General features: G+C 65.6%; 11 protein-coding genes. 5 read left to right on the top strand and 6 right to left on the bottom strand.

Going from position 1 to position 15847, the window contains the following annotated elements; genetic code table 11:
• The first annotated feature begins 108 nt into the window (after nucleotides 1-108).
• The 5 genes from MESOP_RS00460 to MESOP_RS00440 all read left to right on the top strand — a co-directional run bounded on the left by MESOP_RS00460 (nucleotide 109) and on the right by MESOP_RS00440 (nucleotide 9641).
• The gene (locus tag MESOP_RS00460) at nucleotides 109-1680 is read left to right on the top strand and encodes a phytoene desaturase family protein (protein WP_013891339.1); all 1572 of its coding nucleotides are present in this window, start codon (nucleotides 109-111) and stop codon (nucleotides 1678-1680) included.
• Entirely contained in the window at nucleotides 1680-2162 is a 483-nt protein-coding gene (locus MESOP_RS00455; protein ID WP_013891338.1) for a MarR family winged helix-turn-helix transcriptional regulator, read from the top strand. The genes MESOP_RS00460 and MESOP_RS00455 overlap by 1 nt, the downstream gene beginning before the upstream one ends.
• A 102-nt stretch (nucleotides 2163-2264) precedes the next feature.
• On the top strand, nucleotides 2265-4418 hold the full coding sequence (locus MESOP_RS00450) for a thiamine pyrophosphate-dependent enzyme (protein WP_013891337.1): 2154 nt from the start codon (nucleotides 2265-2267) through the stop codon (nucleotides 4416-4418).
• A complete protein-coding gene (locus tag MESOP_RS00445) occupies nucleotides 4411-6000 on the top strand; it encodes an indolepyruvate oxidoreductase subunit beta family protein (protein WP_013891336.1) in 1590 nt (529 codons plus the stop codon). Before MESOP_RS00450 ends, MESOP_RS00445 begins: the two co-directional genes overlap by 8 nt.
• A 245-nt stretch (nucleotides 6001-6245) precedes the next feature.
• On the top strand, nucleotides 6246-9641 hold the full coding sequence (locus MESOP_RS00440; protein WP_013891335.1) for an acyl-[ACP]--phospholipid O-acyltransferase: 3396 nt from the start codon (nucleotides 6246-6248) through the stop codon (nucleotides 9639-9641).
• 36 nt (nucleotides 9642-9677) lie between these two features.
• Here the strand turns inward: MESOP_RS00440 and MESOP_RS00435 are convergent, their stop codons facing one another.
• The 6 genes from MESOP_RS00435 to MESOP_RS00410 all read right to left on the bottom strand — a co-directional run bounded on the left by MESOP_RS00435 (nucleotide 9678) and on the right by MESOP_RS00410 (nucleotide 15742).
• Nucleotides 9678-11426, bottom strand: coding sequence for a sulfatase-like hydrolase/transferase (locus MESOP_RS00435; protein ID WP_013891334.1), 1749 nt, complete (start codon nucleotides 11424-11426; stop codon nucleotides 9678-9680).
• A 114-nt stretch (nucleotides 11427-11540) separates the two neighbouring features.
• Complete coding sequence (locus MESOP_RS00430; RefSeq protein WP_013891333.1) at nucleotides 11541-12779, bottom strand: DUF1501 domain-containing protein; 1239 nt, start codon at nucleotides 12777-12779, stop codon at nucleotides 11541-11543.
• Nucleotides 12780-12828: 49 nt separating this feature from the next.
• The gene (locus MESOP_RS00425) at nucleotides 12829-14349 is read right to left on the bottom strand and encodes a DUF1800 domain-containing protein (RefSeq protein ID WP_013891332.1); all 1521 of its coding nucleotides are present in this window, start codon (nucleotides 14347-14349) and stop codon (nucleotides 12829-12831) included.
• A 105-nt stretch (nucleotides 14350-14454) separates the two neighbouring features.
• Entirely contained in the window at nucleotides 14455-14736 is a 282-nt protein-coding gene (locus tag MESOP_RS00420; protein ID WP_013891331.1) for a GCG_CRPN prefix-to-repeats domain-containing protein, read from the bottom strand.
• A gap of 110 nt (nucleotides 14737-14846) precedes the next feature.
• The gene (locus tag MESOP_RS00415) at nucleotides 14847-15302 is read right to left on the bottom strand and encodes a periplasmic heavy metal sensor (protein ID WP_013891330.1); all 456 of its coding nucleotides are present in this window, start codon (nucleotides 15300-15302) and stop codon (nucleotides 14847-14849) included.
• Nucleotides 15299-15742 (bottom strand): hypothetical protein, encoded by a 444-nt coding sequence (locus MESOP_RS00410; RefSeq protein WP_013891329.1) that lies wholly within the window; start codon nucleotides 15740-15742, stop codon nucleotides 15299-15301. Before MESOP_RS00410 ends, MESOP_RS00415 begins: the two co-directional genes overlap by 4 nt.
• Nucleotides 15743-15847: the final 105 nt, after the last annotated feature.

Genomic DNA, 15847 nt, shown 5'->3' with positions numbered 1-15847 from the left:
CAATCTCCCCACCAGAGGGGGAGATGTCCGGCAGGACAGAAGGGGGCGCCAAGGAACGCAACGCAGCACAGTTGAAGCACACGTCCTTTCATTGGGGAACACGTGCCGATGAAAGCCCCCGATCACATCATCGTCGGCAGCGGCATCAACGCGCTGGTCTGCGCGGCGATGCTGGGCGGCAAGGGCGCGAAGGTGCTGGTGCTCGAGCGCAACGACCGCATCGGCGGTTGCATGCGCACCGAGGAGATCACCGCGCCGGGCTTCGTCCACGATGTGATGGCGACGACCTTCGTGCTGTTCATCACCTCGCCGGCCTTTGCGGCATTGGGCGCCGATCTCGCCCGGCACGGCCTGGAATTCTGCAGCACCGGCACGCCGACCGGCGTGCTGCGGCCAGACGGCAGCCATGCCGTGCTCGGCACCGACCGCGCCGCCAACGTTGCCGCGCTCAACGCGATCGCGGCTGGTGACGGCGACCGCCACGCCGACGATGTCGGCGGCATCGAGCGCAATGCCGGCCTTTTGTTCGGCCTGCTCGGCGGCAGCCTGTGGTCCTACCCGACGGCGAAGCTGCTGGCCGGCGATGCCTGGCGGCGCGGTCCGCGTGGCCTTGGCGCCTTTCTCGGCGAAGCTTTGGTGCCGGCGCGCGGCTGGCTGGAAAGCACCTACCAGTCCGAGACCATCCGCGCGCTGTGGGCGCCCTGGGTGCTGCATGCCGGGCTCGGGCCTGAAGATGCGTTCTCCGGCCAGATCGCCAAGGTGATCGCCTTCGCGCTGGAAGCGGCCGGCGCGCCGATCGTCAAGGGCGGGGCGAAGAACCTGCTTTCGGCCTTCGAGGCGTTGATCACCGAACGCGGTGGCGTCATCTCCACCGAAGCCGACGTTGCCTCCATCATCCTGGCTGGCGGCCGCGCCACCGGCGTGCGGCTGGCCTCGGGCGAAACGGTCCACGCCAGCAAGAGCGTCATCTGCTCGGTGACGCCGACGCAACTCTACGGCCGGCTGCTCGGCGCGGAGGCGCCCAAGGTCGATATTGAGGCGACGCAGAAATATCGCTACGGCAAGGGCAATTTCCAGATCCACTACGCCCTCGACAAGCCGCCGGCATGGCGGGGCAATGGCTTGGACAAGGTGGCGCTGCTGCATCTGACGCCTGGACTGGACGGCGTATCGAAGGCCTGCAACGAGGCGGCGCGCGGCATGCTGCCGGAGGTGCCGACCATCTGCGTCGGCCAGCCGCATGCGCTCGACCCGTCGCGCTGCCCGGAGGGCAAGGCGATCCTGTGGCTGCAACTGCCAGAGGCGCCTCGCTTTATCAAGGGCGACGCCGCAGGCAAACTGCAGGCCCCGGCCGACGGGCAATGGACCGACGCGTTGCGCGAGGCCTATGCCGATCGCGCCGAAGCGATCCTCGCCAGCCATATCGACGGCTTCAAGGACAGCATCATCGCGCGCCGCGCCTATTCGCCGGCCGATCTCGAAGCGATGAACATCAATCTGGTCGGCGGCGATCCCTATGGCGGTTCGTCGGCCCTCGACCAGTCCTTCCTGTGGCGGCCGTTCAAGACCAGCCGCAACCATCAGACCGGCATCAAGAACCTCTACCATATCGGCGCCTCGACCCATCCGGGCGCCGGCCTTGGCGGCGGTTCCGGCTTTCTCCTGGCGGGGAGGCTGTGATGGAACAGAAGGTCGCCGAAAAGCGCCAGCGCATCTCGACCCTCGGGCAAATCGGCCTGCAGCAATTCGCGCCCTACCTGATGAACCGCATCATGGGCCGCTACAACGCCACCTTGCGCGACGATTTCCGCAAGCAGGGCCTGACCATTCCGCAGGTCCGCACGCTTGCGGTGCTGTCGGTCACCGACGGCATCACCGTCAATGATCTTTCGGTCTATACGGTGATCGAGCAGTCGACCTTGAGCCGCACGCTCGACACGCTGGAAGGCCAAGGCCTCGTGCGGCGTGAGCAAGGCGTCACCGACAGCCGCATCCGCCATGTCTTCCTGACCGACGAGGGCCGCGCCGAGTTCGCCCGCGCCTGGCCGGCCATGCATGACGCGTTCGAGGCGATGTTCGACGATGTCGACGATGCCGAATATGCAGCCCTCATCGCCACGCTGCAGAAGATGCTGAAGAACATTCGCAAGCACGACATCTGATGCATGTCGCCCAAAACTGGATCCGGTTTGGGGAAACGACATGCATAAACAAGGACTTTAGATGGACGCCGCCAATTTCGGCGGCAACGGAAGGAGGCAGAGATGGCCGAACGGTCTTTTGCCAAGGAAGTCGAAAAGCTCAGGCTCGGCGCCGGCGAAGAATTCGCCGGCGAGGGCATTCTCGCCATCACCAAGGCGCTGCTGCAATGCGGCGTCGGCTATGTCGGCGGCTATCAGGGTGCGCCGATCAGCCATCTGATGGATGTACTGGCCGACGCGCAGGATATTTTGGGCGAACTCGGCGTCCATTTCGAGGCCAGCGCCTCGGAAGCCACCGCCACCGCCATGCTCGCGGCCTCGGTGCATTATCCGATCCGTGGCGCCGCGACCTTCAAGTCCACCGTCGGCACCAATGTCGCCTCCGATGCGCTGGCCAATCTGGCGTCCGGCGGCGTCACCGGCGGCGCGCTGATCATCGTCGGCGAGGATTATGGCGAGGGCTCCTCGATCATGCAGGAGCGCAGCCATGCCTTCGCCATGAAGAGCCAGGTCTGGCTGCTCGACCCGCGGCCCAATCTGCCGTCGATCGTCAAGGCGGTGGAGGACGGTTTTGAGCTGTCCGAAATCTCCAACACGCCGGTCATGCTGCAGGTCCGCATCCGCTGCTGCCACGTCCACGGCCATTTCATCGCCAAGGACAATAAGCGGCCGCCGATGACGGTGGCCGATGCGCTGGAAGCACCGCGCCGCGACACCGGCCGTATCGTGCTGCCCCCCGCCTCCTTCCTGCATGAAAAGGAGAAGATTGCGAAGCGCTGGCCGGCGGCGGTCGACTTCATCGCCAGGAACAGGATCAACGAGTTCTTCGGGTCGGACCATGGCTCGGTCGGCATCGTCATGCAGGGCGGCATGTACAATTCGGTCATCCGCGCGCTGCAGCGGCTCGGCCTTTCCGACACCTACGGCGACGCCGACGTGCCGCTCTATGTGCTCAACGCCGTCTATCCGCTGATCGACGACGAGTTTCTGTCGTTCTGCGAGGGCAAGCAGGCGGTGCTGGTCGTCGAGGAAGGCCAGCCCAATTACATCGAGCAGGCCTTTGCCGCCATGCTGCACAAGGCCGGGCGTGGCACCAGGCTGGTCGGCAAGGAACATCTGCCGATGGCCGGTGAATACACTGGCCAGGTCATGCTCGACGGCATCGGCGCCTTCTTGCGCGCCGAGGCGCCGCATCTTTTGCCGGGCGAAGTGCGCGCGCCCAACAAGGTCGGCGATGGCGTCGACACCGCGGACCTCATCAACGTCGTGCCGGGCCGTCCGCCGGGTTTCTGCATCGGTTGCCCGGAGCGGCCGATCTTCGCCGCGACCAAGTTGGTCGAGCAGGAGTTGGGCAAGCACCACATCGCTTCCGACATCGGCTGCCATTTGTTCTCGATCATGCCGCCTTTCGAATTGGGCGCCACCACCATGGGCTATGGGCTGGGGCCGGCCTCGGCCTCGGCCTTCAATTCGCCGGACGCCAAGCGCCGTTCGATCTCCTTCGTCGGCGATGGAGGCTTCTGGCACAACGGCTTGACCTCCTCGATCGGCAATGCGGTGTTCAACAAGAATGACGGCGTCATCGTCATCGTCGACAATTTCTATTCGGCAGCCACAGGCGGCCAGGACATCCTGTCGTCGCGCGCCGGCAACAAGACCAAGTCCACGAAACATCCGATCACCGAGGCGGTAAAAGGCATGGGCGTCAAATGGCTGCGCCATGTCGACCGCACCTACGATGTCGGCAAGATGCAGGACACGCTGCGCGAGGCGCTGACGACGGAGGAGAAGGGGCCGAAGGTTATCGTCGCCTCGTCCGAATGCATGCTCAACCGCCAACGCCGTGAAAAGCCGCTGGTCGACAAGGCGATCAAGGGCGGCGAGCGGGTGATAAAACCGAAGTTCGGCGTCGACGAGGACATCTGCACCGGCGACCATGCCTGCATGCGGCTCTCCGGCTGTCCGTCGCTGTCGGTGAAGTCGCTCGACGATCCGCTGCGCGACGATCCGGTGGCATCGATCGACCAGAACTGTGTTGGCTGCGGCAATTGCGGCGAGGTCGCCGATGCGGCGGTGCTGTGCCCGTCCTTCTACCGCGCCGATGTCGTGCACAATCCGAGCCGTTGGGACCGCTTCCTCGAAGCCAGCCGCCGCGCCACCATTGGCCTGTTGCAGCGCCGCCGCGAAAGCCGGCGGCTGACCTTCGCCGATGCTTGACGCTGTCCCACCCTTCCGAGCTCGCCCCGGCGCCCAGGATGACGAGCGCGTCATCAAGCTCGCAGTGCTGGCGGTCGGCGGCCAGGGCGGCGGCGTGCTCGCCGACTGGATCACCGACGTTGCCGAGCGCAATGGCTATGTCGCGCAATCGACCTCGGTCGCCGGCGTGGCGCAGCGCACCGGCGCCACCATCTACTATGTCGAAATGGCCCGCGACACCGGCCGCCTGCCGGTCTTCGCGCTGTCGCCATCGCAGGGCGATGTCGACATATTGATTGCCGCCGAACTGATGGAGGCCGGCCGCGCCATCATCCGTGGCTTCGTGACGCCAGAGCGCACCACGCTGATCGCCTCCTCGCACCGCATCGCCGCCGTGTCGGAAAAGATCGAGCCGGGCGACGGCCGGGCCTCGTCGTCCAAGGTGCATGGAACGGCGGAGGCCGCATCGAAGCGCTTCATCGCCTTCGACATGGAGAAGATCGCCGCCGACAACGGCTCGATGATCTCGGCCAGCCTGCTCGGTGCTCTGGCGGGGTCCGATGCTCTTCCGTTCACGCGCGAAACTTACGAGCAGGCGATCGGTGCCGGCGGCCGGGGCGTGAAAGCCAGCCTTGCCGCCTTTGGCGCCGCGTTTGACCGCGCGCGTGGCGCGGCGGCGCCTGCGCCAAAGCCGTCGGAGCCGGCGATTGTCGAATCCGCCCTGGGTGCAGGGCGCGTCAGTGGTCCGCAAAGCCTGCTACAGGGCTGGCAGGCCTTGGCCGCCCGCATCGACCTGATGCCAGTCGCCATGCGCGACATGGCGCTCCGGGGCCTGAGAAAGGTGGTCGACTACCAGGACATCGCCTACGGGCGCGAGTATCTCGACCGGCTGGACAAGGCCATCGCGCTGGACGGCGCCGGACATGGCCACGCTTTGTCGATCGCGGCGGCAAAGCATCTCGCCAACGCAATGTGCTACGACGACATGATCCGCGTCGCCGATCTGAAGACGCGCTCGACGCGCGATAAACGTGTGCGCCGCGAGGTCGGCGTCAAGGACGGCTCGATCCTGCAGGTGACCGAATATTTCCATCCGCGCATCGAGGAGTTCTGCGGCACGCTGCCGGCGGGGCTGGGCAGCTATATCGAGAACCGGCCGAAGCTTGCGGCCTTTCTCGATCGTCGCATCAACCACGGCCGCCGCATCCGCACCGACAGCTTTGCCGGCTTCGCGGCACTCTGGTTCATCGGCGGCCTGCGCCGCTGGCGCCGTCGCCTGCTGCGCCACCAGGTGGAACTTGCACATCTGGAACGCTGGTATGCATTGGCGCTCAGCCATGTACCGGCCGACTATGCGCTGGCCGTCGAGATCCTCAATTGTCGCCGGCTGATCAAGGGCTACAGCGACACCCACGCCCGCGCCCAGTCGAAATTCGACCGCGTGCTGTCGGCGCTCGACCTGCTCAAGGGCCGGCACGATGCCGCCGACTGGATCCGCCGCCTGCGCGAGGTGGCGCTGAAAGACGAAAAGGGCGACATGCTCGACGGCGCACTGAAGACGGTGGCGACGCTGGGGCCAGATCCGGCACCTGGGACGCCCTAATTCCTGACAGATTCAACCGGTCGCCGCTTCCGTTTTCAACGACGGTGAACGCTGTTCATTTTTCCGCTTGAACAATGTTCAAGACGTGGTAGAGTGCAATTGTGAACGACGTTCATTTGATGAACATCAAGCGCAGTAAGGAAGTTTAACCAGCTCACGACTATCACTGGGATCGAAACAGCGCCTGCAACCCGCAGGGCCCACCGGCACACGCTGTCGTGGGGTTCCGCCAAATGGAAATCGCCATGAACACGCATCTGATGTTGTCCCGGCGCTTTGCGCCTCTGTTCTGGACGCAGTTCCTGTCCGCCTTCAACGACAATTTCCTCAAGAACACACTGGTGTTCCTGATCCTTTTCACGCTGGCTGCCGATCAGGCGGCTTCGCTGGTCACGCTCGCCGGGGCCGTCTTCATGGCCCCCTTCCTGTTGTTGTCAGCGCTTGGCGGCGAGATCGCCGATCGCTTCGACAAGGCGTTGATCGCGCGCCGGCTGAAATTCGCCGAGATCGCGGCGGCGGGAGTCTCCGTCGCCGGCATCGCGCTGTCGTCCATCCCGGTGCTGATGACGGCGCTGCTGATGTTCGGCATCATCTCGGCGCTGTTCGGGCCGATCAAATACGGCATCCTGCCCGACCATCTCGAGCGCAAGGAACTGCCCAAGGCCAACGCCTGGATCGAGTCGGCCACGTTTGCCGCCATCCTCGGCGGCACGATTGCCGGCGGCGTCGTCTCGGCCGATGGCATTGGCGTCATGGTGTTCGGACCGATCATGATGGCCTTGGCCGTCGGTTGCTGGTTCGTCAGCCGCTACATTCCGGCCACGGGTTCGGCTGCGCCCGATCTCGTCATCGACAAGAACATCTTCCGCTCGACCTGGCGTCAGGTCTCGGAACTGCGCACCGACAAGCGGATCTGGCGCGCCGGACTGATGACGTCGTGGTTCTGGCTGATCGGCGCCATCGTGCTTTCGATCCTGCCGACCTTGATCAAGGATTCGCTCGGCGGCAACGAAATCGCCGTCACCGCCTATCTCGCTGTCTTCGCTGTCTCGATCGCCATCGGCTCGGCCATTGCCGCATGGATGTCGCAGGGGCGCATCGTGCTCTTGCCCGCTCCTGTCGGCACGGCGCTGCTGGCGCTGTTCGGCCTGCATTTGGCCTGGACCATCTGGAGCATGCAGCCTTCGCCCAAGGCGGAAACCCTCAGCGCATTCTTCGCCGGTCCGAACACGATCCGCGTCGCGATCGACCTTGCCGGCATGGCCATCGCCAGCGCCTTCCTGGTGGTGCCGACCTTCGCCGCCGTGCAGGCCTGGTCGCCCGAAGCCCGCCGCGCCCGCGTCGTCGCAGCCGTGAGCATCGTCAATGCCGGCTTCATGACGGTGGGCGGTGTCGTTGTCGCCCTGATCCAGACGAAAGTCTCCACCGGCGGCATCCTCTTCGGCCTCGCCGCGGCCAACGCCGTCGCCGCCTGGCTGATGCTGAAATATCTGCCGACCAACGCCTTCCGCGACTTCGTCTCCATCCTGTTCCGCGCCTTCCTGCGCCTGGAGATAGAGGGCATGGAAAACCTCAAGGCCGCCGGCAAGGCACCGATCCTGGCACTCAACCATGTCAGCTTCCTCGACGGTCCGCTGGCGCTGACGCTGACCGACGAGGAGCCGGTCTTCGCCATCGACTACACCATTGCCCAGGCCTGGTGGATGAAGCCGTTCATGAAGCTCGCCCGCGCCTTGCCGCTCAACCCGGCCAAGCCGATGTCGACCCGCACGCTGATCAAGATCGTGCAAGGCGGTGATCCGCTGGTCATCTTCCCCGAAGGCCGCATCACCGTCACCGGCGGGCTGATGAAGGTCTATGACGGCGCCGCCATGGTGGCGGACAAGACCGGCTCGATGGTCGTGCCGATCCGCATCGACGGGCTGGAGAAAAGCCCGTTCTCCCGGCTGACGTCGCAACATGTGCGCCGCCGCCTGTTCCCGAAGGTCAAGGTGACCATACTGGAACCGGTCAAGCTGGAAGTGGCGCCGGAACTGAGGGGCCGTCAGCGGCGTGCCGCGGCGGGTGCGGCCCTCTATCAGGTCATGTCGGATCTCGTCTTCCGCACCCAGGACATCGACAAGACGGTGCTGGAAAAGGTCATCCTGACCGCGAATGAGCGCGGCATGAAACGGCTCGCCGTGCAGGACCCGGTCACCGGCTCGCTGAGCTATGGCAAGCTGCTGACGGCCGCCGCCGTGCTTGGCGAGAAATTCGAGACCCTTTATGCCGGCCAGCAGACGCTCGGCATCATGCTGCCCAACGCCAACGGCTCGTGCGCCACACTGCTTGGCGTCATGTCGGCCGGCAAGGTGCCGGCGATGATCAACTTCACCGCCGGTGCCGCCAACATCCTTTCCGCCTGCAAGGCGGCCGATGTGCGCACCGTGCTGACCTCGCGAGCCTTTGTCGAACAGGCCAAGCTCGGCGCCGTGGTCGAGGAGATGCGGTCGGTCGACATTGTCTGGCTCGACGATCTGCGCGCAACCATCGGCCTCAAGGACAAGCTGCTTGGCCTGTTGCGCAAGAGCACGCCGCGGGTCGCCCGCAAGGCTACCGACCCGGCGGTGATCCTGTTCACCTCAGGCTCGGAGGGTACGCCGAAGGGCGTCGTGCTCACCCACCGCAACATCCTGGCCAATGCCGCGCAGGCGGCCTCGCGGATCGACTTCCACTCGGGCGACAAGGTGTTCAACGTCTTGCCGATCTTCCATTCCTTCGGCTTGACGGCCGGCACGGTGCTGCCGCTGATTTCGGGTGTGCCGGTCTTTTTCTACCCATCGCCGCTGCACTACCGCATCGTGCCGGAGCTGATTTATGCATCCAACGCGACGATCATCTTCGGCACCGATACGTTCCTCAGCGGCTATGCACGCTCGGCGCACCCCTACGATTTCCGCTCGATACGCTATTGCTTTGCCGGCGCGGAACCCGTCAAGCCGTCGACCCGCATGACCTATATGGAAAAGTTCGGCGTGCGTATCCTGGAAGGTTATGGCGTCACCGAGACCGCGCCGGTGATCTCCATCAACACGCCGATGTACAACCGTTCCGGCAGCGTCGGCAAAATCATGCCCGGCATGGAGTATCGTCTCGATCCGGTGCCGGGTGTCGACGATGGCGGACGGCTGCATGTGCGCGGCCCCAACGTGATGGCGGGCTATTTGCGCGCCGAGAAGCCGGGCGTGCTCGAACCGCTGCCGGATGGCTGGCATGACACTGGCGACGTCGTCTCGGTGGACGAGGGGTTCATCACCATTTGCGGCCGCGCCAAGCGCTTCGCCAAGATCGGCGGCGAGATGATCTCGCTGGCCGCCGTCGAGGCGCTGGCGGGTGAATTGTGGAAAGGTTCGCTATCGGCCGTTGCGGCTGTAGCGGATGCGCGCAAAGGCGAAAAGCTGATCCTGATCACCGAGGCTCCCGGCGCCACACGCGCGGATCTCCTGGCCTTCGCCAAGGCGAACGGTGCCATGGATCTGATGGTGCCCGCCGAAGTACGCGTCGTCCCGAAAGTGCCGGTGCTCGGTTCCGGCAAGCTCGACTTCGCCGGCGTCACCAGGCTTGTGCAGGGAGAGCCGGTCGCCAAGGTCGAGGCCGCCTGATCCGGGCGGCACGCGCGACGTGCGCTGAAGCTCTAGTTAGCGAGCTTCAGCGGATTGGAGCGGCACAAGCGAATGCAGTGGCGCGGCCTGTGGGAAAAGATGCAGCAGGCCTGAATCGACGCGCCGCCGCAGATGCGCATCCACCGCCGCCCGATCGCTGCAGCCATGGAAGCTGCCGCCGCAATGGTCGCGCAGGCGCACCAGATCGGCCATGACGGGCGACATCGGCAGGCCGGCGGCATCGAGCAGGCTGGCGCCGAGGAAGCCGACATCGAGCGGTGCCATCCCGGGCATCGGACGCTTGAGCGGATGGTTGAAGGTGGTGAGCGTGTAGAAGGTGCGGTAGGCAATCGAATCCGGCCTGGCCAGTGCGTCGCCGCCAGCGATCGCGTCGACGAACGGCTTGGTCGCCGACGACTGGTGATCGCCGAATTCGAGCACCACGGCGCCACGCTCCCCGACATCCGCCTCGCGGCCGGCGAGGAAGTCCTGGAAATCGCCGCGCGCCACCGCCATCCGGCGCAGATATTCGCTGACCTGGACATCGTCCGAGAAAGGTTCTCCGGCAACCTTCAGCTCGGGCTCCAGTCGCCCCTCATAGGGCGAGTGCGGAAACATGGTCTGGATTTCGAGGAACAGCGGCCGCCCGTCCTCCTTGCGGTGGCGGGCGATGAACGCCTCGGCCGCGTGGTAGTAGAAGTTGTCGCGCAGGTGATAGAAGGGCGCCGCGATGGCTTTGATGTCGAGGACGGTTTCGAAACCGATCGATTTCAGGAACGGCCCTTCATTGACGAAAGTGAAGTCCATCGGCGTCATCACGGCGGTTCGATAGCCGCAGCGCGCCAGCACTTCCGGCAAGGCGCCGGCAACCTTGTCCTGCAGCGTGATCGTCAAATAGGGGCTTCGCCAGCCGAAATCGGTGGCTGAAAGGCCGGTCATCAGCGACAGATTGGTGATCCAGGTGCCGCCGCCAAAGGTCTCGACCTGCATTGGATGTGGCGTGCCGGCTCCGGGGGCGAACCTCTGCAGGAATCCCGCACCATTGCCGACCTGCGGAAAGTTGCCGGGATCGGACTGGCTTTCGCTGAGCACGAAAAAGACATCGGGAAGATGAGCCCGGTCGCCGCAGTCGACCGTGTCGGCGAAAGGCGTTTGCGGCGCAACCGCCTGCAGCCGCTTCTCGAAGGCCGGCTCGGCGACCAGATTGCGCAGGTCGAGCAGCGAGACAAAGAAGGCCGACATGTGCCGGCCCTGCATATAGTAGAAATAGCGGTCCTTCGAGGCTTCGGCCGGAAAGGTCAGCGGCACCAGGACGACGAGCGCCGCCATGATCAGCACGCGCACCGATACCGGCCAGCCAATTTTCCGGTCGAACCGGAACAGCACGATCGCCGCCGCGATGCCGAGCGCCAGCGCAATGACGACCGGCACGATGAGATGGAGGTAGGAGCCGAGCAGGAAGCGATACACTTCCGCATCCCTCGACACGAAGACCGCGTCGTAGAAGTGCAGCGAAAATCCCTTCATGCGGAATTTGATCGCCGAAACCGCGGTGATGAAGGCAACGCTCATCCAGGCGAGATAGACGGAGAAGGCAAGACGCCCGCAAGCCAGCAACAGAAGCCCGGCAAGGGCCGCCACCAGCGCCAGCGAGAACGGTACCGACAGCCATTCATGCTCGGCCCGGCCGGCGGCGAAAATCCCGGCAAGGCTGACCAGGACCAGGGCCAGCGGGTGGCAGAATAGCCGAACAAGTCGTTGAAGCTGAACCACAGATTTTCCCATCGATATGCCTCAGCATGGTTTGGGAAACTCTTCGAATATTTGCGCGGGAAGAACAAATGTATAGTGAATTTAACCTTAATCCTGGGTGGCAGGGTTTCGGGAGCGGCACCCGCTTCAGGCGATGAGATCCCGCATCGGCTTCACCGCGGCGGACTCCGGAAACACCTTGTCGCCAAGTATCGCGGCGGAAAGGCCGAACTGGTCGGCGAGCAGGCCCTTCAGCACCGCCCTGACGTCGCTGGTCGGCGCCAGGTCGCGTTGCTCGAAGAGCTGAGCCGGCTTCAATCCGGGCCAGTCGGCGATGACGCGGCCGCCCTTGATCGCGCCTCCGGCCAACAGCACCACGGTGCCGGTGCCGTGGTCGGTGCCGACCGTGCCGTTGATCTGCGCCGTGCGCCCGAACTCGGTGATGGCGACGATCGCGGTGTCCTTCCAGCGTTCGCCGAGGCCCTTTTCGAATTCCTCGAAGGCGCCGTCGAGGCCACCGAGCAAAGTGGCGAGCCGGCCGGTCGCGCCGCCCTCGTTGACATGCGTGTCCCAGCCGTCGAAGGCCAGTGCCGCGACGCGCGGCCCGTCATCGGCCGCGATCAGCCTGGCGGAGCCTTGTGCCGCCTGCCGCATGCCGGCGGCGCTGTCGAGGCCGCCTTTAGGCTTCATCGCCTTCGCTCCCATCTGGTCGTCGAGCGCCATCTTGTCAGTGTCGAGCCCATTTCGCAGCGCCACCGCCAGCACCGGGTCGCGATGCTGATAGAGATCGAGAACCCGTGCCGCGAGGTCGCCGGCCGGCGCCGGCAGCGATTGCGGCGCCCAGCCGAGCACAGGGGCTGCGCCGCGGATCACCAACGGTGTCGACGGGCCGACGGCCAGACCGCCAAGCGTCGCCACACGATCGCCCGCCGGCAGGCTCTCGAGCGCCCGGTTGAGCCAGCCGGTGGCGACATGGCCGGGGCCAGCAAAGCCGCTTTCCAGCACATCCTGGCCATCGAAATGCGAGCGCTCGCGATAGCCTGTCGCTGCCGCATGCACCACCGCTGCCTGGCCGTCCTTGAACAGCCTGGCGAATACCGGCATCGCCGGATTGACCGCGAAGAAACCGTCGAGCGGCAGCGCCGCGTGCGGGCCGGCGAGCGATAAGGCGATGTCACCGTGCAGGCCGGCATAGTCCGGATCGCCCACAGGACCGACCGCCGAGAGGCCGTCGAGTGCGCCTCGCAGGACGATGACGATCAGGCGCGGGTCGCGATTGTCGGCGGCACGCGCGAAGCGGGGCAGGTAGGCCCAGGCAAACAGCGCGCCGCCGGTCATCAGCATGGCGCGGCGCGAAGGGTTGGGGACCTCACACAGCAGGCTCATGGCATCATCTCCATGGGAATTGTCCGCACCAAAACGATCTTCGCTCGCGCTATCGTCGCTGGAATTCCGACGCCATCATGAGCAGCGCCAGGCCTTGTTGCTTGGACTCGGCGCGGGCCACCGCTTGCCGCGTCTCCGGTGACGCGGAGGGACCGATGACGGCGTCGAGCATGTCGCTGGGATTGCCGATATCTCTGGCCTGCCGGGCCGCCTGCCAGGCGATATCGAGGCGGACCTTCATGCCTTCCGCCGACGCCCAGCTGGCGGTCAGGTCGGAAAACCCATTCGGTCCCGGCGGCTGCCAGAGCGGCTCGCCCAGCGCGTTGAGCCAGGCGAGCGACTGGCCGGGATCGTTCGGACCCGGGCCGGCCGCTCTTCGGATGGCGGCGACATAGTCGACTGGCGAGCGCATCTTGGCCAATGGCGTCGACCAGGCCTCCGGCATGTCGATGAGCGCCGCCGCCAACGCCCTGAGATTGCCGTCGCTCTTGGCGAAAACCTTGGCGAGGCGCGCGACCGCCGCCGCTGGCGGGTCGTCCGATATGAAATGGCGGGCGAACTTCGTGGCGATGTGCCGTGCCGTCGCCGGATGGCGGGCGATATCGTCGAGCGCGGCCTCGGCCTGGCCCATGCCGCCGGCCGGATAGGTCTTGCCGAGCAGCACCGCGTCGCCCGGCTCATGCGCATTGGCATTGAAGACGGAACTGCCGGGTTCGCCCAGCCGTCCTTCCCGTCCGGCCATCGTCCAGCCGGTCAGGATGCGGGCGAAGCTGGTGACGTCGGCTTGGGTATAGCCGCTGCCGACGCCGAGCGTATGCAGTTCCAGGGTTTCACGGGCGAGGTTCTCGTTGAGGCCGCGCTTTCGGTTCTTGCCGGCACGGGAGTCCGGGCCGATCGATTGCTGGTTGTCGAGATAGAACAGCATCGCCGGATGCCGCTCCACCGCCATCAGCATGTCGGCGAAGCGGCCGAGCACGAAGGGCCTGATCGCTTCCCGTTCGAAGGCACCGGCGCTCGCCCGCACGATGTTGTCTTTCGCCACGGAGACACAGAAATGGTTCGACCAGAAATAGACCAGGCGTTCGACAAAGCCGCCTTGCGCCCGCAGCGCCTTGTCGAAGCGCGCCTGTGCTTCGGCCCGAAACAGCGTGGCCTCGACCGGCGGTACGGGTTTGGTCGGAGCTGCGGGAGGCGGTACGGGTGGGGCAGGCATAATCGGAGCCGGCGTGGTCTGGGCGCGCATGTTCTGGGCCGGCATGTTTTGGGCGTTCGCCGTCGCCGGTTGCCCCACGGCGGCAGCCATACGCTCGCGGTCGAGCTTGCGCTGGAAATTTGCCGCCATGCTGGCCTGGATGGCTGACGTGCTGCCCGGCAGGTTCGGATAGGCTGGATCGTCAAGTGAAATCATGGCGATGTCGGGCTGCCGCAGTTCCGCCTTCAGGTAGCCGCGCGGGTCGCCGGCAATCCTGTCGCGGTCGCCGGGCCTTGCCCCTAGCCCGAAACGGTTGAACACGACGAGGACTGGATCTGGGACTGGATCTGGCGGGGAATTGGAGGCCGGGATAGCCAAGTCAGCTCTCCATTGCTTGGGTTCGCGCGCGAGGCGCGAGAGCCCGTTCGAGCCGTTTCATGCTGTTCAACTAGGGGCCGACGCGGCTGGCCGGCCCCGAGGCTCCTACCAGCGATGCCAGCGGTGCCAGTGGCGGTGCGGATGCCAGCCGTAGTAGGCCGGTCCATGCCAGTAGCGATAGCGCGGGTAGACCACCACGCGATTGGGGACGCAGCGACCCCAGGGATTGGGATGCCAGCCGGGTCCGCAACCCCAGGCGACGTGCTCGACCAGCGCGGCTGGCTGGGCAAGCGACACAATTGGCATTGCCGAGGATGCCGCAACCGTCGCGACCGTTCCGGTCACGGCAAGGGCGGCGGTGATGGCGTATTTTCTCAGTTGGTTCATGATCGTACTCCGAATGGTCCCAAAGTTGAGAATCTGCCCGCACCACGCGGGGTCGGCAGATCCCGCCCTTCGCTTCGTTAAACGGCGGCTTCGGCATTTTCCGTCGGTCGTTACGGCGATTTTTTTGGCGTGGCGGATGGTTGCTGCCCGGCGCGTCTTGTCAGCCCTTCGGCCAGCACGCTGCGCTCATCGGCGGAGCCTGCCGCCGCGAATTCGATGATGCGCTGCTCCAGCCGCGTGCGCACGGTGATGTCGGCATTGCGGGCGCGCTCCAGTGCTGCCGACAAAGCCGCGGTGTCGAGGACGGGCTGCCGCAACAGGTCCGCCGCCTCGCGCCTCGCCTGCTGGCCGTCGAGGATGATGTCGCGCGACTCGCGGCGGACTTCACGCAGTGCCTTGCGGAACAGCATGCGCTCCTGATCGGGAAGCCGGCCGCCGGCCGCTTCCAGCGAATAGCCCTGGGCCGGCTTGCCGCTTCTTATCCAGACGGCTCCGCCGGCAAGCGCGCCGGCCAGGAAGACATTCAGCACCACCGACGCGATGAGGAAATTGCGGCCTGTGCTCATAGGTCTTCCTCGATCGTGTCGTCGGGCCCGGCATCGCCGAACGCCGTCGCGTTGGCATCGAGTACATAGTGGTCGGGCTGAACCTCCGGCGTGACGACGGTCACCAGGGCCAGCCCCGCGACGGCGCCGGCAAGACCGATGCCCGCAAGTCCCATCCCCACCCACCAAAACCGCTGGCGCCGACGCCGGGTGAGATGTTGGCCGGCAGTCCGCAGGATGGCGTCGTGCAGTGCCTTGCCTGGGTGCGGGACGCTGTAGCGGTCGAGCAGGGCATCGAGCCTGCCGGCGTGCCCCGAAATAGCCTGGCCCGCCTCGCTTGAAGCGAATGCGGTCGCCGCCTCGCGTTCGGTTTGCGGCCATCGGCGCAAGTCGCTGCCATAGGCCGCGGCCAGTGCCGCGAAGCGTTTGGCGTCCATCGCCCGACTGTTCTCTTCGGTCATCTATTTTCCCCTTGCCCAAAGGTGCCGCGTGCCCCGATGGAAACCGGTGCCCGCCCGGCAAGCTGCGACAGAAGCCGCGCGTTCGTGGTCGTGCGTGTCTTGGTT

The organism is Mesorhizobium opportunistum WSM2075, assembly GCF_000176035.2.
Classification (GTDB): Bacteria; Pseudomonadota; Alphaproteobacteria; order Rhizobiales; family Rhizobiaceae; genus Mesorhizobium; species Mesorhizobium opportunistum.
This window is presented reverse-complemented; position numbering and strand designations above follow the sequence as displayed.

Coding starts and splice junctions, on each gene's coding strand:
- MESOP_RS00410 (WP_013891329.1), bottom strand. CDS start 15,742: ATGACCGAAGAGAACAGTCGGGCGATGGACGCCAAACGCTTCGCGGCA.
- MESOP_RS00445 (WP_013891336.1), top strand. CDS start 4,411: ATGCTTGACGCTGTCCCACCCTTCCGAGCTCGCCCCGGCGCCCAGGAT.
- MESOP_RS00440 (WP_013891335.1), top strand. CDS start 6,246: ATGAACACGCATCTGATGTTGTCCCGGCGCTTTGCGCCTCTGTTCTGG.
- MESOP_RS00450 (WP_013891337.1), top strand. CDS start 2,265: ATGGCCGAACGGTCTTTTGCCAAGGAAGTCGAAAAGCTCAGGCTCGGC.
- MESOP_RS00460 (WP_013891339.1), top strand. CDS start 109: ATGAAAGCCCCCGATCACATCATCGTCGGCAGCGGCATCAACGCGCTG.
- MESOP_RS00430 (WP_013891333.1), bottom strand. CDS start 12,779: ATGAGCCTGCTGTGTGAGGTCCCCAACCCTTCGCGCCGCGCCATGCTG.
- MESOP_RS00415 (WP_013891330.1), bottom strand. CDS start 15,302: ATGAGCACAGGCCGCAATTTCCTCATCGCGTCGGTGGTGCTGAATGTC.
- MESOP_RS00435 (WP_013891334.1), bottom strand. CDS start 11,426: ATGGGAAAATCTGTGGTTCAGCTTCAACGACTTGTTCGGCTATTCTGC.
- MESOP_RS00455 (WP_013891338.1), top strand. CDS start 1,680: ATGGAACAGAAGGTCGCCGAAAAGCGCCAGCGCATCTCGACCCTCGGG.
- MESOP_RS00420 (WP_013891331.1), bottom strand. CDS start 14,736: ATGAACCAACTGAGAAAATACGCCATCACCGCCGCCCTTGCCGTGACC.